At 39.2% G+C, this 13,581-nt stretch carries 17 protein-coding genes; 16 read left to right on the forward strand and 1 reads right to left on the reverse strand.

Features of this window, described 5'->3' with window-relative positions; all coding sequences use genetic code 11:
- Positions 1 to 4: 4 nt before the first annotated feature.
- The 8 genes from rpsH to GQ61_RS08400 are packed head-to-tail and all read left to right on the forward strand — an operon-like array spanning position 5 to position 4,595.
- On the forward strand, positions 5 to 406 hold the full coding sequence (gene rpsH, locus GQ61_RS08365; RefSeq protein WP_085784892.1) for a 30S ribosomal protein S8: 402 nt from the start codon (positions 5 to 7) through the stop codon (positions 404 to 406).
- 10 nt (positions 407 to 416) lie between these two features.
- Positions 417 to 950: a 50S ribosomal protein L6 gene (gene rplF / locus GQ61_RS08370; protein WP_085784893.1), complete on the forward strand. Its 534-nt coding sequence runs from the start codon at positions 417 to 419 to the stop codon at positions 948 to 950.
- 2 nt (positions 951 to 952) lie between these two features.
- Positions 953 to 1,318, forward strand: a complete 366-nt coding sequence (rplR, locus tag GQ61_RS08375) for a 50S ribosomal protein L18 (protein ID WP_085784894.1) — start codon at positions 953 to 955, stop codon at positions 1,316 to 1,318.
- An 11-nt stretch (positions 1,319 to 1,329) separates the two neighbouring features.
- Positions 1,330 to 1,878 (forward strand): 30S ribosomal protein S5, encoded by a 549-nt coding sequence (gene rpsE / locus GQ61_RS08380; RefSeq protein WP_085784895.1) that lies wholly within the window; start codon positions 1,330 to 1,332, stop codon positions 1,876 to 1,878.
- Positions 1,871 to 2,068, forward strand: coding sequence for a 50S ribosomal protein L30 (gene rpmD, locus GQ61_RS08385; RefSeq protein ID WP_085784896.1), 198 nt, complete (start codon positions 1,871 to 1,873; stop codon positions 2,066 to 2,068). Before rpsE ends, rpmD begins: the two co-directional genes overlap by 8 nt.
- 29 nt (positions 2,069 to 2,097) lie before the next feature.
- The gene (gene rplO / locus GQ61_RS08390; RefSeq protein ID WP_085784897.1) at positions 2,098 to 2,568 is read left to right on the forward strand and encodes a 50S ribosomal protein L15; all 471 of its coding nucleotides are present in this window, start codon (positions 2,098 to 2,100) and stop codon (positions 2,566 to 2,568) included.
- Between the two features lie 9 nt (positions 2,569 to 2,577).
- The gene (gene secY / locus GQ61_RS08395) at positions 2,578 to 3,918 is read left to right on the forward strand and encodes a preprotein translocase subunit SecY (RefSeq protein ID WP_085784898.1); all 1,341 of its coding nucleotides are present in this window, start codon (positions 2,578 to 2,580) and stop codon (positions 3,916 to 3,918) included.
- On the forward strand, positions 3,915 to 4,595 hold the full coding sequence (locus GQ61_RS08400; RefSeq protein ID WP_085784899.1) for an adenylate kinase: 681 nt from the start codon (positions 3,915 to 3,917) through the stop codon (positions 4,593 to 4,595). The genes secY and GQ61_RS08400 overlap by 4 nt, the downstream gene beginning before the upstream one ends.
- Positions 4,596 to 4,753: 158 nt before the next feature.
- On the opposite strand, the gene GQ61_RS08405 is transcribed toward GQ61_RS08400, so the two are convergent.
- Entirely contained in the window at positions 4,754 to 6,046 is a 1,293-nt protein-coding gene (locus tag GQ61_RS08405) for a gluzincin family metallopeptidase (RefSeq protein ID WP_085784900.1), read from the reverse strand.
- 332 nt (positions 6,047 to 6,378) lie between these two features.
- Between GQ61_RS08405 and rpsM the strand changes: the two genes are divergently transcribed.
- The 8 genes from rpsM (at position 6,379) to GQ61_RS08445 (ending at position 13,579) form a co-directional block, all read left to right on the forward strand.
- Positions 6,379 to 6,747, forward strand: a complete 369-nt coding sequence (gene rpsM / locus GQ61_RS08410) for a 30S ribosomal protein S13 (RefSeq protein WP_085784901.1) — start codon at positions 6,379 to 6,381, stop codon at positions 6,745 to 6,747.
- A gap of 28 nt (positions 6,748 to 6,775) precedes the next feature.
- Positions 6,776 to 7,165: a 30S ribosomal protein S11 gene (rpsK, locus tag GQ61_RS08415; RefSeq protein WP_085784902.1), complete on the forward strand. Its 390-nt coding sequence runs from the start codon at positions 6,776 to 6,778 to the stop codon at positions 7,163 to 7,165.
- Between the two features lie 35 nt (positions 7,166 to 7,200).
- Positions 7,201 to 8,217, forward strand: coding sequence for a DNA-directed RNA polymerase subunit alpha (locus tag GQ61_RS08420; protein WP_085784903.1), 1,017 nt, complete (start codon positions 7,201 to 7,203; stop codon positions 8,215 to 8,217).
- A gap of 26 nt (positions 8,218 to 8,243) precedes the next feature.
- Positions 8,244 to 8,687 carry a 50S ribosomal protein L17 gene (gene rplQ / locus GQ61_RS08425; RefSeq protein ID WP_085784904.1) on the forward strand — a complete coding sequence of 148 codons (444 nt, stop codon included), beginning with the start codon at positions 8,244 to 8,246 and terminating at the stop codon, positions 8,685 to 8,687.
- A gap of 102 nt (positions 8,688 to 8,789) precedes the next feature.
- The gene (locus tag GQ61_RS08430; protein ID WP_085784905.1) at positions 8,790 to 10,247 is read left to right on the forward strand and encodes a Do family serine endopeptidase; all 1,458 of its coding nucleotides are present in this window, start codon (positions 8,790 to 8,792) and stop codon (positions 10,245 to 10,247) included.
- Positions 10,231 to 11,529 (forward strand): replication-associated recombination protein A, encoded by a 1,299-nt coding sequence (locus tag GQ61_RS08435; protein WP_085784906.1) that lies wholly within the window; start codon positions 10,231 to 10,233, stop codon positions 11,527 to 11,529. Before GQ61_RS08430 ends, GQ61_RS08435 begins: the two co-directional genes overlap by 17 nt.
- A gap of 245 nt (positions 11,530 to 11,774) precedes the next feature.
- Positions 11,775 to 12,692, forward strand: coding sequence for a LysR family transcriptional regulator (locus GQ61_RS08440; RefSeq protein WP_198157329.1), 918 nt, complete (start codon positions 11,775 to 11,777; stop codon positions 12,690 to 12,692).
- A gap of 110 nt (positions 12,693 to 12,802) precedes the next feature.
- Positions 12,803 to 13,579: an aspartate/glutamate racemase family protein gene (locus GQ61_RS08445; RefSeq protein ID WP_085784908.1), complete on the forward strand. Its 777-nt coding sequence runs from the start codon at positions 12,803 to 12,805 to the stop codon at positions 13,577 to 13,579.
- Positions 13,580 to 13,581 lie beyond the last annotated feature (2 nt).

The following is a 13,581-nucleotide window of genomic DNA, read 5'->3' on the forward strand; positions in this document are numbered from 1 at the left end:
AAAAATGAATTTATCTGATCCTATTTCAGATTTGTTGACGCGCATACGTAATGCGCAAGCTAATCGTCAAGAGACAGTGACTTCTCCTTCCTCAACTGTAAAAATAAATTTACTTGAGGTTTTAAAGCGCGAAGGTTATATCCGTGCATTTAAGACTGTACAAAATGGTCCACGCGTGGATGTCATTGTAGAGTTAAAATATACAGACCCCGACAATCAACCTGTCATTCAAATGATTGAAAGGGTATCAAAGCCAGGCCGCCGAGTTTATTCAGCGCTTGAGAAAATGCCTAAAGTCTATAATGGTTTGGGGATTTCAATCCTATCAACGTCAAAAGGCGTTATGTCAGACCATGAAGCGCGTGAGGCAAATGTTGGTGGTGAAATTTTGTGTCGGGTATTCTAAAGGATAAAATATGTCACGTGTTGGTAAACACCCAGTAATAATTCCTGCAGGCGTCGATGTAAGTCTAACGTCTGGAGATATAAGTGTTAAGGGAAAAAACGGTCAGTTAAGTATTAAACTTTCGACTGAAGTGATTGTGAAATCAGAAAACGGCGAAGTACTTGTACGTCCACGCACAAATAGCAAGCAAGCTAGAATGGCTTGGGGAACAACTAAAAAACTGATTCAAAATCTTGTTGATGGCGTTACAAAAGGGTTCACAAAGATCCTGGAAATTAACGGCGTTGGTTATCGTGCAGCTGTTCAAGGAAAGAATCTCGTGCTGAGCTTAGGCTTCAGTCACGAAGTGATTCTTCCAGTGCCAGCGGGTCTTACAGTCAAATGTGAAAAGCCAACATCTGTAGCAATCTCAGGTGCTAATAAAGAACAAGTAGGAGCATTCGCAGCCGTTATTCGTGATTTTAGACGTCCTGAACCTTATAAGGGCAAGGGTGTTAAATACGAAAACGAAGTAATTATGCGTAAGGAAGGTAAGAAGAAATAGCCATGTTAAACGCGCGCGATAAATTTTTAAGACGTAAAACAAGAAATCGAGTGAAATTAGCAGCATCTAACGAAGCAGCTATGCCACGACTTTCAGTTTTTCGTTCACGGAATAACATTTACGCACAAATTATTGATGATGCGAAGCGTCAAACAATTGTCGCTGCTTCAACTCTTGATAAAAGCTTGCGTGGCAAGTTAAAGTCTAGCGGCAACAAAGATGCAGCCGAGACGGTTGGAAAGTTGATTGCGGAAAAAGCAATTGCTTCAGGAATAAAATCAGTTGTATTTGATCGTGGCGGATATCTCTATCATGGGCGTGTAAAAGCGCTTGCTGAGGCTGCACGCTCAAGTGGATTAAAGTTTTAAGGAATTAAAAAATGGCTCGTAACGCTGCTGAAAGAGATGTTGAATACATAGAAAAGCTTGTGAGTATTAAACGCGTCGCTAAGGTTGTAAAAGGTGGTCGTCGTTTTGGATTCTCAGCTCTCGTAGTTGTAGGTGATGGAAAAGGTCGTGTTGGTTTTGGAACAGGTAAAGCTCGTGAAGTTCCAGAAGCAGTTAAAAAAGCTACCGAATCTGCTAAAAAATCTATGATTCGTATCCCCCTTCGTGAAGGGCGTACACTTCATCATGATGTCACTTCTATTTTTGGTGCAGGCCATGTACATATGAGAGCTGCTCCAGTAGGTACAGGTATTATTGCTGGTGGACCAATGCGTGCAGTTTTTGAGGCCTTAGGTATACAAGACGTTGTAAGTAAGTCACTTGGAACCAGCAGTCCACATAACATGGTGAGAGCGACAATTACTGGTTTGCAAAGAATACATTCCCCTCGGCAGATTGCTGCAAAGCGTGGTAAACGGGTAGGGGAAATTGTTGGAAGACGTGATCGAGATGCAGCTTTAGGTGATCAAGGCGATGAATAAGAATTCAGGTAAAAAAGTTAAAGTAACGCAAGTTGTTAGTGCGATTCGACGTAGAGAAGATCAAACGTCGACCTTAAAAGGATTGGGTTTAAAGAAGCTTCATCAAAGTCGTGTGCTTGAAGATACTCCTTCAGTGCGTGGGATGATAGAAAAGATAAAGCATCTTTTGAAAATTGAAGAAGTAAAGTAGAAGTTAAAGTAAGAGATTTGGGTACGCCAATGAAATTGAATGAGATAAAAGATAATCCAGGTGCACGTAAAGGACTCATGAGAGTGGGTCGTGGTATTGGTTCTGGTAAAGGTAAAACCTGTGGTCGTGGCGTTAAAGGACAAAAAGCACGTACAGGTGTATCAATCAATGGGTTTGAAGGTGGACAAAATCCACTCTATCGCCGTTTGCCAAAACGCGGATTTAACAATTTTAACTTTACACGAACAATTGCAACTATCAATATTGATGAGTTACAGATGGCTGTTGATTCAGGGAAGCTTGATCCTAAAAAGCCTGTTAACTATCAAATACTTGTTGAGAAAAACCTGGTCGATAAGCATGCGGAAGGTGTTAAGGTGTTAGGTAGGGGAGAACTAAAAGTTGCTCTTGACATCGAGGCGCTGAATGCTTCAAAAACAGCACAAGCTGCAATTGAAAAAGCTAAGGGGAAGCTCACTCTACTTGAGTCAAAACAATAAAGGATAACAATGGTTTCATCTGCCGAACAACTGGCGGCAAATTTTAGTTTCTCGTCATTTTCCAAAGCCGATGATTTAAAAAAGCGGCTTTGGTTTACATTATTTGCTCTTATCATTTATCGTATTGGAACGTATCTTCCCTTACCGGGAATTGATGCAGAACTTATGCGTCATATTGCACAACAAAATGCAGGAGGTATATTGGGGATTTTTGATAAATTCTCAGGAGGCGCCTTAGGACGTATGACTATTTTTGCGCTTGGTGTTATGCCGTACATTTCCTCGAGCATTATCGTCCAGCTTTTAACCTCTGTATCTCCTCAACTTGAGGCTTTAAAGAAAGAAGGTGAATCTGGTCGCAAAAAGCTTAACCAATATACACGTTATGGAACGGTTCTCTTGGCTTTTGTGCAGGGGTGGGGTATTGCTGCTGGTCTTGAGTCTATGCCGCAATCACCAGTTATTGATCCTGGCTTTTTCTTTCGATTTTCTGCAGTTATAAGCTTATTGGGTGGAACACTTTTCTTAATGTGGTTAGGTGAGCAGATCACATCACGAGGAGTAGGAAATGGTATCTCTTTATTAATCTTCTCTGGTATCGTGGCAAATATCCCTCATGCATTAGCAACAACTTTGGAGCTTGGAAGAACGGGTGCTCTCTCGTCTTTCTTTATATTTATCATTCTTTTACTGGTTATTGGATTAGTGGCATTTATCGTTTTTATGGAACGTGCCCAAAGAAGAATTTTGATTCAATATCCAAAGCGACAAGTTGGATCTCGTATGTATGGTGGGCAAAGTTCACACTTGCCTTTAAAAATTAACAGTTCGGGAGTTATTCCCCCAATTTTTGCAAGCTCTATATTGTTGTTGCCTGTGACGATGGCGCGCTTCTCTGCTTCAAATTCAGAAGGTATTCTGTCAAATATTTTATATTACATGAGTCCTGGTAAACCTTTGTATATGGGCATTTTTGTAGCTTTAATCGTATTCTTTGCTTTCTTTTATACCGCTGTCGTTTTCAACCCCGTTGAGACTGCAGAAAACTTGAAAAAGAATGGAGCAATTGTACCAGGATACCGTCCAGGCCAAATGACAGCTGATCACTTGGATTTTGTGTTGACTCGTTTGACGGTAGTTGGCGCAATTTATCTTTCTTTTATCTGTGTTCTGCCTGAAGTACTGATATCGAAATACTCTTTGCCATTTTATCTTGGTGGTACAAGTTTATTGATCGTTGTCAGCGTATCCATCGATACTGTTGCACAGATACAATCTCATCTTTTGGCTCATCAATACGAAGGCCTTATCCGTAAAGCTAATTTTATGAATAAGGATCGCAAGAAATGATCTTGATTCTTCTTGGTCCTCCAGGTGCTGGTAAAGGAACCCAAGCCCGTAGGCTTCAAGAAGAATTTCATTTAAAGCAAATAGCAACAGGTGATTTAGTGCGAGAAGAGATCGCTTCTGGAAGTGATCTTGGGAAGCGCATTAAGGCTATCATTGATCGTGGTGAATATCCTGATGATCAGATTTTTATTGATATGTTCCGGAGAGAGATGTCAAAACCCGCAAAAGGTTTTATCTGTGATGGGTTCCCTCGAACCATTAATCAAGCACAAGTGTTGGATGATTTTCTTACTGAAATTAAAAAGCCTTTGACTGCAGTGATAGAGATGGATGTTGATCAAGAACTTTTGATCAAACGTTTGTCTGGGCGTTTTAATTGTAAAGAATGCAAGGCTTCGTATAACGATTATTTTTCGCCGACATTAAAAGAAGGTGTATGTGACATATGTGGGAGTACTGAGTTTTTTAGACGCTCAGATGATAATCCTGAAGCAGTTAAAAGACGTTTTGAAGTGTATCGTGAACAGACATCTCAGTTAGTTGATTTTTATCAAGCAAAAGGATTGTTGTACCGTGTGAATGGAAATAATGCTCCTGATGAAGTGCATGCGGAAATTGTAAGGCTTATCCATAAGCTTACGTCAAGTGAAGTCTCCATTAAATTAAGCTCTTCTTAAAAAAATCTTCTGATGTAAAATAAAGACTCTGTTTTTTTGTGAAATCACATAAATAGCGCTATTTTGCGTACGGCAACTTTTACGAATTGATATTGGGTAAGAAAAAACGCTCCTCCTGAAAAGAAGAGCGTTTTTTTTGAGAATTAGATAATTATTTTTTATTTCTTTTTTGCATTTCTTCCACAAGCAACACCACATGCACCTTTTTTAGCAACTGCGGCTTCACCCATAAAATTCATTTTAGTTGATCCCGCTTTAACGCGAATTTTACGTCTTTCAAATTGTTTTAGAATTGAAGAAGACCAGTCGATCTTATCGAGTTCAAATACAGGTGTTACCTTACGCTTATTCGCTGTATCAAATAATCCATAAGCAAAATCAGAGAACGTAGGAGCTTTAGTTTTTAACCTTAAGACTGACTCCATAAAAAGCTGCCTTAGATATTGACTGGTTTCAAATAAAATCAGTTCAGGAGTTTTCATGGTTTTACTGACAGTATAGTTTGCTTGAAATCCATCTACGAGCACATCGTATATTGCTCCAGTAAAGACTCTTGAAAGTTCATGAACTTCATTTTCAACTTGCGTAATTGCTAGATCATCATCAGCATTGCGCAATGAAGAACCTACACCAATTGTTTGGCCAAATTGTTCAGCTAATTCTGATACGAAGTTTGGTTGATGCAGATCGCCGCCAGTATCAAGAATAACAGCTTTGCATTGATCAAATTCTGATAAAGTCCAGAATATCGCTGTTAGATCACCAAAGGCTTCATGGAATCCACCAGTATGGGGGGAATCAACATCAAAATATTCGGGATGAAAGATGTCAAGCATGGAATGTCCAGCTTCATGAGCGACTACATCTGAGGAACGACATGTTCGACCTTCTTTTTTGTCGGTACCAGTATAGTGGAAAAAATTAAGAACACGATCAGTGCCTTCTCGTGAATAGTAGGCATTTTCATCTTCACCCGCATTTGGGCTAATTTTAAGGATACCGTATTGTCTGCCATCCCAAGTTTTAACAGCCTTAGTTATAGAACTAGTAGTTGGGAACTTAGTTTTCAAGACTTCTAGATCGCCCCTTGTCATTCTGTAGACGCTTTCAACAATAGCATATGTTTGAATACTATCTAATTCATCGATAGTATAGGGACCATCGACAAAGTGTCCATCCTTACCGGGTTTTGCAGGGTTTTGAACCACAGTCATATCGCTATCTGTCGGACCCTCTGAAACTTTCTTTGGAATATACGAAACTTTAGAAAGTGTTTCTGTTACAGTAGCATCTTGTTCTACAATTCTTACTTTCGTGCCTTTACCAAGGTCTACAAATTCATCGCTTTTTTGTAGATTTGAAGCAATTGCGTTAAATGAAATTAATAAGCTCGCTGCAAAAGCTAAGCTTATAGGCTTTTTAAATTTTTCAAAGTAGGTTAGATGTAACATAACGCCTCCAATTTATTTTGTTTAAAGTGAAGGGGAGTAACGCCCTAAATTGCTTGCAACAGCAGCATTTAAAATATCCCCACGCTGTTTATGTTTAGAGAATTAAATTTAATAAAAATTTAATTAGGTTTTAATAAACCCCTAATTTTGCCAAAAATTTTATTTTTCATCATACTAACACTTGACGAGCGCCTCATAATTCCCTAGAAAGTGATCCAACCAATAAACATTGGTACATAAGTGTTGACTTTGGTAATGAGTTGCTTATACATTGCCGATCTAATGCATGTACCTATAAAAATTTTTGTAATTGTAGTGTAAGGAGATTGAGTGTGGCGCGTATAGCTGGTGTCAACCTACCGACTCAAAAGCGTGTGGTGATAGCCCTCAGATATATTTATGGTATTGGTCCATCGAATTCCAAGGAAATCTGTGATGAAGTAGGCATTCCTGCAGAATGTCGAATCCATCAACTGACCGATGATCAGATTTTGAAAATTCGTGAGTGCATAGATAAAAAAATCAAGGTAGAAGGTGATTTACGTCGTGATGTAGCGATGAATATAAAGCGCCTTGTTGATCTTGGTTGTTATCGTGGGTTGCGTCATCGTAAAGGTCTCCCAGTTCATGGGCAAAGGACTCATACGAACGCGCGCACTCGCAAAGGCAAAGCAGTCGCTATTGCTGGCAAGAAAAAGTAAAAACTTGAACGGATAGGATTTTTACACAATGGTAAAGCCAACCACTCGTTTGCGCCGCCGCGAGAGAAAAAATATTGTCTCTGGTGTCGCACATGTTAATGCAACTTTTAACAATACCATGGTCACAATCTCTGATGCCCAGGGGAATGCAATTTCCTGGTCTTCAGCAGGGATGATGGGATTTAAAGGTTCAAGAAAATCAACGCCTTATGCAGCACAGATGGCTGCTGAAGATGCTGGTCGTAAAGCAATGGATCACGGTATGAAGATCCTTGAAGTTGAGGTCAGCGGTCCAGGGTCTGGACGAGAATCAGCATTGCGTGCTTTGCAAGGTATTGGTTTTACAATTACAGCAATTAGGGATGTGACGCCTGTGCCTCACAATGGTTGTCGTCCACCTAATCGTCGTCGCGTTTAATTAGTTCTAATCATCAACCCTGAGAGGATACATCGGTGATACAGAAGAATTGGCAATCTTTGATTAAGCCCTATAAGCTTAATGTCAAAACTGATCTTGATCCAAGCCGTCGGGCTACAGTTGTAGCTGAGCCCTTAGAGCGTGGTTTTGGTGTAACCCTTGGCACGGCAATTCGTCGTGTTCTGTTATCTTCGCTGCAAGGTTCAGCGGTGACAGGTGTGCAAATTGAGGGGGTACAGCATGAATTTTCTTCGATCCCAGGTGTGATTGAAGATGTTCCTGAAATTATTTTGAACCTTAAAACTCTTGCAGTCCGCAAACATGGCGAAGGACCTCGCAAGGTTAGCTTAAAGGCGAATAAGGCAGGTCCTGTAACGGCTGGTATGATTCAGACAACTTCTGAAGTTGAAGTCTTGGATCCTGATTTGGTTATTTGTAGCCTTGATCAAGGTGGTAGTATTCATATGGAAATTACGATTGATTCAGGTAAGGGTTATGTACCATCTAGCCAATCACGCAGTGATGATCATCCTATTGGATACATTGCAGTTGATGCAATTTATAGTCCAGTTTTGAAGGTATCCTTTAAAGTTGAGAATACACGTGTTGGTCAAAGGACAGACTTTGATAAACTGATTCTTGATATTGAAACCAATGGTTCAGTAAAACCAGAGGATGCAGTAGCATTATCTGCTCGTATTCTTCAGGATCAACTTAAGCAATTTATTACTTTTGAAGAGCCAGAAATACGAGAAGAGACAGAGAAAAAATCTGATCTACCTTTCAACCGTAATCTTCTTCGTAAGGTTGAGGAACTTGAGCTTTCAGTGCGTTCGGCAAATTGCTTAAAGAATGAAAACATTGTTTATATTGGTGATCTTGTTCAAAAGTCAGAATCTGATCTACTCAGAACACCAAACTTTGGTCGTAAGTCTTTGAATGAAATCAAAGAAGTTTTAGCTCAAATGGGCATTGAACTTGGTATGCATGTTGAAGGGTGGCCACCTGAAAACATTGAAGAGCTTGCCAAAAAAATTGATGAGCCTTATTAAGCTCTATAAAAATTTAGGAGAGAAAAATGCGTCATGGTCATCGAGGAAGGAAATTTGGTCGTAAAAGAAGCCAAAGAAAAGCTTTGCTAACAGGATTAGCAAGTTCTTTGGTTCGATACGAGCAAATTAGAACAACCCTCGCAAAGGCAAAAGATATACGTCCAATTGTTGAAAAGCTTGTCACTGTAGGCAAAAAAGGTGACCTCGCAGCTACGCGTCGTGCTTTCAGTATTCTACGAGATAATGAGTTGGTAAAAAAGTTATCAATTTTAGGTGATCGTTATAAAACACGACACGGTGGTTATACACGAATCATGAAAGCTGGTTTTAGATATGGTGATATGGCGCCAATGGCTATTATCGAGTTTATTGATCGTGACCCTAATGCAAAACCAAAGAAACCAGCTGAGGCAACAGACAGTGGTGCTGACGAAGCAACAACAAAGTCTGTGGAAGCAGCAGCGAGTTAAAAGGTATCAGCGAGAGATACTCGGCTTTAAAAAAGCAGCCTTCAGGGCTGCTTTTTGCTTTAAAATAGATTACTCTAATCCTATGGTTTGGTGAGGATAAAAATGAGAATTCAAAGACTGTTTCTGATTATTAGCGCTTTCTTATTAATGAAGACAGAAGGTTTTGCTGAGAACAAGGTTTTGGCAGAGAAAGAAGTCATAAAAGAAATTTCCTCTGAAAAAGTTTTGCCTCCATCTAGAGATCAGTTGCAAATGTCTTTTTCTCCTGTTGTAAAAAAGGTGACGCCTGCTGTTGTGAATATTTATGCAGCTAAAATGGTGCGTTCACGAACATCACCTTTTCTAGAAGATCCTATATTTAGACATTTTTTTGGGGACATCATCCCTGAAGAGCAACCCCATGCGCGCATTCAAAAATCTCTAGGTTCAGGTGTTATCGTTCGTAATGATGGCTTGGTGATTACGAATTTACATGTGGTCAATGAAGCAGAGGAAGTCAAAGTTGTATTGAATGATGGTCGTGAGTTTGAAGCAGATATTATCGTTAAAGACCAGAGGACGGATGTTGCAGCTTTAAAATTGCGGAGGAAAGATAAAAAAGAATTGCCACATTTGGACATTAGAGATGCGGATGAGCTTGAAGTGGGAGATGTTGTCCTTGCTGTGGGGAATCCTTTTGGTCTTGGACAAACTGTCACCATGGGGATTGTGTCAGGGTTAGCGAGAACACAAGTGGGGATAGATGATTTTCGTTCTCTGATTCAAACTGATGCAGCGATTAATCCAGGAAACTCAGGGGGTCCTTTAGTGACTTTAGATGGAAAGGTTGTGGGGATTAATACGGCTATTTTCTCTAACTCAGGAGGATCAATTGGCATAGGCTTTGCCATTCCATCTAATTTGTTAGTTCCTATTATTGCAAGCGCAGATCATGGTGGAAAGATAAAGCGTGTTTGGGCAGGCATAACGATGCAAAACGTTGATCAAGAGATTGCAAAAGCGCTCGGTCTTGAAAAAATTTCAGGAATTATTGTGAAAGCAGTGTTTGATAATAGCCCTGCAAAAAAAGCTGGTATAGAAGTGGGCGATTTAATCCTTGAACTGAATGGTCATGAAGTTAAGAATGAAACAGCTTTTCGTTTTCGTATAGCCTCTATTAAGGAGGGTTCGAGCGTAAAAGTTAAACTGCAACGTAAGGGGATCGTTTTAGAAAAAGATTTAATTCTTGAAACTCCTCCAGATTTTGACGGGAATAAGCAAGTGCGTCTTGTTGGTCGTCATCCTCTTTCAGGGGCAGTAGTCATAGGACTTTCACCAGCTGTTGCGAGTGAGCTTGGAATGGGGTTTGGTGGTGGAGGCGTAGTAATTCTTTCAGTAACTGCGGGCTCGCCTGCAAGCTTTGCAGGTTTTATGCCTGGAGATGTAGTTCTTAAAATTAATGATGCTGAAATAAAAACCGTTGGGGATATTGAACAAAACTTGAAACGTTCTAAACGTGGATGGATTATTGTTTCTCGACGTGGCGAGAGTGTACGGAGGTTAATTGTCGAAAACGGATAGTTTATTTGGCAAATTGGCACCACAACCCCTTGCTGATCTTTTGCGTCCTAAAACGCTTGAGGAAATCATTGGGCAAGGTCACCTATTGAATCCTGATAAGCCATTTAGGACTATGTTAGAAAGAGGAGAAACTCAGTCTCTAATTTTTTGGGGGCCTCCTGGATGTGGAAAAACGACTCTGGCACAAGTTATTGCTAATTATATAAATATGCATTTTGAATGCGTGCCTGCGACCCTTGGAGGGGTGGCTGATTTAAGAGTGGTTTTTGACAACGCGAAAAAGCGTCGAAGTATGGGGCAAGGGACGCTCCTTTTTGTTGATGAAATTCATCGTTTTAATCGTGCTCAGCAGGATGTGCTTCTGCCCCATATCGAAGATGGTACCATTATCCTTGTAGGTGCAACGACTGAAAATCCATCTTTTGAACTTAATGCAGCTTTGCTTTCACGTATGCAAGTTTTGACTCTTGAAAGACTTTCTTTAGACGATTTGAAAAAACTTTTAAAGCGCGCTGAATCTCTGCTTGGAAAGACATTACCTTTAGATGATGAAGGTAGAACAGTCATTTGTCACATGGCAGATGGAGATGGTCGTTATTTGCTTAACATGGCTGAGATTCTTTTTAATGCTCGTTCTCACACTCCGTTAACCTATGGAGAAATTTCGGAATATTTGCAAAAACGCACACCCATTTACGATAAAAGACAAGATGCTCACTATAACTTAATTAGTGCTCTTCACAAATCGTTACGAGGCTCAGATGTGAACGCAGCTCTATACTGGCTAGCGCGAATGTTAGCTGCCGGAGAAGAGCCACTCTATATTCTGAGGCGTCTTGTGAGATTTGCTTCGGAAGATATTGGTCTTGCGGATCCTCAAGCATTAGTTCAAACGATTGCTGCAAAAGATGCTTACGAATTTTTGGGGTCACCGGAAGGCGAGCTGGCTATTGTTCAAGCCGTTGTATATTTAGCGACATCTCCTAAATCCAATGCGGCGTACATTGCGCAGAATAAATCTTTGAAGGTAGCAAAAGAAGCTGGATCATTGATGCCTCCTAAACATATTCTCAATGCACCTACAAAACTCATGAAAGATCAAGGGTATGGAAAGAATTACCTCTATGATCATAATGAGGCGGAAGGATTTTCTGGTCAGAATTATTTCCCTGAAAAGTTGCCAAGAATAGAATTTTATCAACCAATTGAAATTGGTTTTGAGAGGGAAATAAAGAAACGTCTAGATTATTGGCAAAAACTTCGTGAAAAAAAGAGCATATAGAGTCTCCTCTATATTTTACCGTGAATTTTTAGTAGTTCCACAAGATATGATATAAATATTTTTTATGCAAAACAATCATACATATTAAAAATTGATATATGATTTTTTAGTGATAATTCGATCAAACTCAATCATTTATGCCGCTTTTGAAAGATTAAAAAAGACAATTTGTCAATTATTGACCTTATCTACATTAAAATTTAAAATTTCAGTAGGATTAAATAATTCTAATGAAGTGGGGGCCAATGAGATCAAAACTTAATATAGATAAACTCAGGACATTCTATCTTATTGTTAAGCAAGGGTCAGTAAAGCAAGCTGCTGAATATCAAGGAATGTCAATTTCGGGTCTAACGCGTCAAATTGCTGCTTTAGAAGAAGAAATAGGACATAAACTTTTTCGTAATGTTCATCAAAGGTTGGTGCTTACGCCTAAAGGTGAGCTGCTATATGAACGTGTGGGAAAAATTTTGAGTGAGATTGATTCTGCTGTAAAGTATCTCGATGAAGATGATTCAGAAGTCAATGGCAATCTTACACTGTCCACAACTAATTCTATCTCTGTATTGTGGTTGATGGATGATTTAGCTGATTTTCTTAAAGCGCATCCTCAGCTAAAACTCACTGTCCTAGGCAGTGATTTTGCTCATGACTTGTCAATTAGGGAAGCGGATGTTGCTATTAGACCTTATATTTCTGACTTGGCTGGATTATGCCAAGACTATCTATTGACTTATCGTTTAAATTTATATGCTTCTGAATTTTATATAAAGCAGTTTGGACTACCAAAGAATATTCAAGAACTCGAAAAACACCAACTTGTTGGTTATACGAACAACGAACAAAATAACTTTTGCAATTTTAACTGGCATCTGAAGCTTTTGAAAAATAAAGTGAAACCCTACATTTCAATTAATACAGGCGCTGGAATTTTACGTGCTGTTGAGAATGGTCTTGGAATAGGGCCAATTTCACAACAAGGTGAAAAAAATAGTCGAGTTCCTTTGGTACGTGTATTGCCAGATATACAAGGGTCGGATGTTGATATTTACTTCTCATATCCTGAAGATCTAATGTTTTCGAGACGTGTTCTGGCTTTAAAGGACTATCTTCAAAAACGTTTTCAAAAGCAAGAATTTTTGAAAACAAGAAAAGCAGGATAATTTTTAAGTCTGCAGTTTTTCCTTCTTAACGAAGAGAAAGATCTATAACACTATTGATCTTAAATCGTGACCAGTGTAGCTTGAAAAAAACAAGACACATAAGGGACGCAGTGGAGACAGAAGATTTATCTGAAGGAAAAATAATTGCTCTTATCGGAGGAATGGGACCAGAATCAAGTTTAAGACTTCATTCTGAAATTCTTCAGCAAACTCCAAAATTTAAAACTTTGAAAACTGATCAAGATCATATTGATCTTATTCATTTCTCTTTAAGTCAAGGTTTAGAAGATAGAACACAGTTTCTCTTAAATAAGACAGAAAAAAACCCCGCTGATGTTGTTTATAAAACGCTCGTTGGTCTTCACCAACTCTCTCTTTATCTACATAAAAAAATTATTGCTGCTGTTGTTTGTAATACATTTCATGCCCCGCCCATTTTTGATCATTTGAAAAAATTATTTCTCGAAAGCAATTTTCAACACATCACTTTGCTCAATCTTATTGAAGAAGTGGCGTCCTATCTAAGGGAAAATTTTAAAAATGATACTAAAATAGGCATCCTTTCAACAACTGGAGAAAGAACCTTTCACATCTATAAGAGTGCTCTTGAACCGCTCGGTTTTCAAGTTATTCAAACGAATGAAGAGCAGCAAAAAGAACTTCATCGGATTATTTATGAGTTGAAGGTTTCTTTGAAGATTAATGACTCCATCCTTGAGGTTTTTGATAAAATCATTCATTATTTTAAGGATATGGGAGTAGAAGCTCTCCTCCTGGGATGTACGGAAATATCTTTGGTGGCAGAGAAAATAGATTGGAATGGGAAAAAGATAGATCCCCTACAAATAATTGCTGGCCGTCTCATAACCCGAGCTATTGAGAAATAAAA

This window comes from Candidatus Nucleicultrix amoebiphila FS5, assembly GCF_002117145.1.
Taxonomy (GTDB): Bacteria; Pseudomonadota; Alphaproteobacteria; order Caedimonadales; family Nucleicultricaceae; genus Nucleicultrix; species Nucleicultrix amoebiphila.

Bases quoted from the DNA above. Each gene is read 5' to 3' on its own strand.
- GQ61_RS08430 (WP_085784905.1), top strand. From the start codon at position 8,790: ATGAGAATTCAAAGACTGTTTCTGATTATTAGCGCTTTCTTATTAATG.
- rpsK (WP_085784902.1), top strand. From the start codon at position 6,776: ATGGTAAAGCCAACCACTCGTTTGCGCCGCCGCGAGAGAAAAAATATT.
- rplO (WP_085784897.1), top strand. From the start codon at position 2,098: ATGAAATTGAATGAGATAAAAGATAATCCAGGTGCACGTAAAGGACTC.
- rpmD (WP_085784896.1), top strand. From the start codon at position 1,871: ATGAATAAGAATTCAGGTAAAAAAGTTAAAGTAACGCAAGTTGTTAGT.
- rplF (WP_085784893.1), top strand. From the start codon at position 417: ATGTCACGTGTTGGTAAACACCCAGTAATAATTCCTGCAGGCGTCGAT.
- GQ61_RS08400 (WP_085784899.1), top strand. From the start codon at position 3,915: ATGATCTTGATTCTTCTTGGTCCTCCAGGTGCTGGTAAAGGAACCCAA.
- rpsE (WP_085784895.1), top strand. From the start codon at position 1,330: ATGGCTCGTAACGCTGCTGAAAGAGATGTTGAATACATAGAAAAGCTT.
- rplR (WP_085784894.1), top strand. From the start codon at position 953: ATGTTAAACGCGCGCGATAAATTTTTAAGACGTAAAACAAGAAATCGA.
- secY (WP_085784898.1), top strand. From the start codon at position 2,578: ATGGTTTCATCTGCCGAACAACTGGCGGCAAATTTTAGTTTCTCGTCA.
- GQ61_RS08440 (WP_198157329.1), top strand. From the start codon at position 11,775: ATGAGATCAAAACTTAATATAGATAAACTCAGGACATTCTATCTTATT.
- rplQ (WP_085784904.1), top strand. From the start codon at position 8,244: ATGCGTCATGGTCATCGAGGAAGGAAATTTGGTCGTAAAAGAAGCCAA.
- GQ61_RS08405 (WP_085784900.1), bottom strand. From the start codon at position 6,046: ATGTTACATCTAACCTACTTTGAAAAATTTAAAAAGCCTATAAGCTTA.
- rpsH (WP_085784892.1), top strand. From the start codon at position 5: ATGAATTTATCTGATCCTATTTCAGATTTGTTGACGCGCATACGTAAT.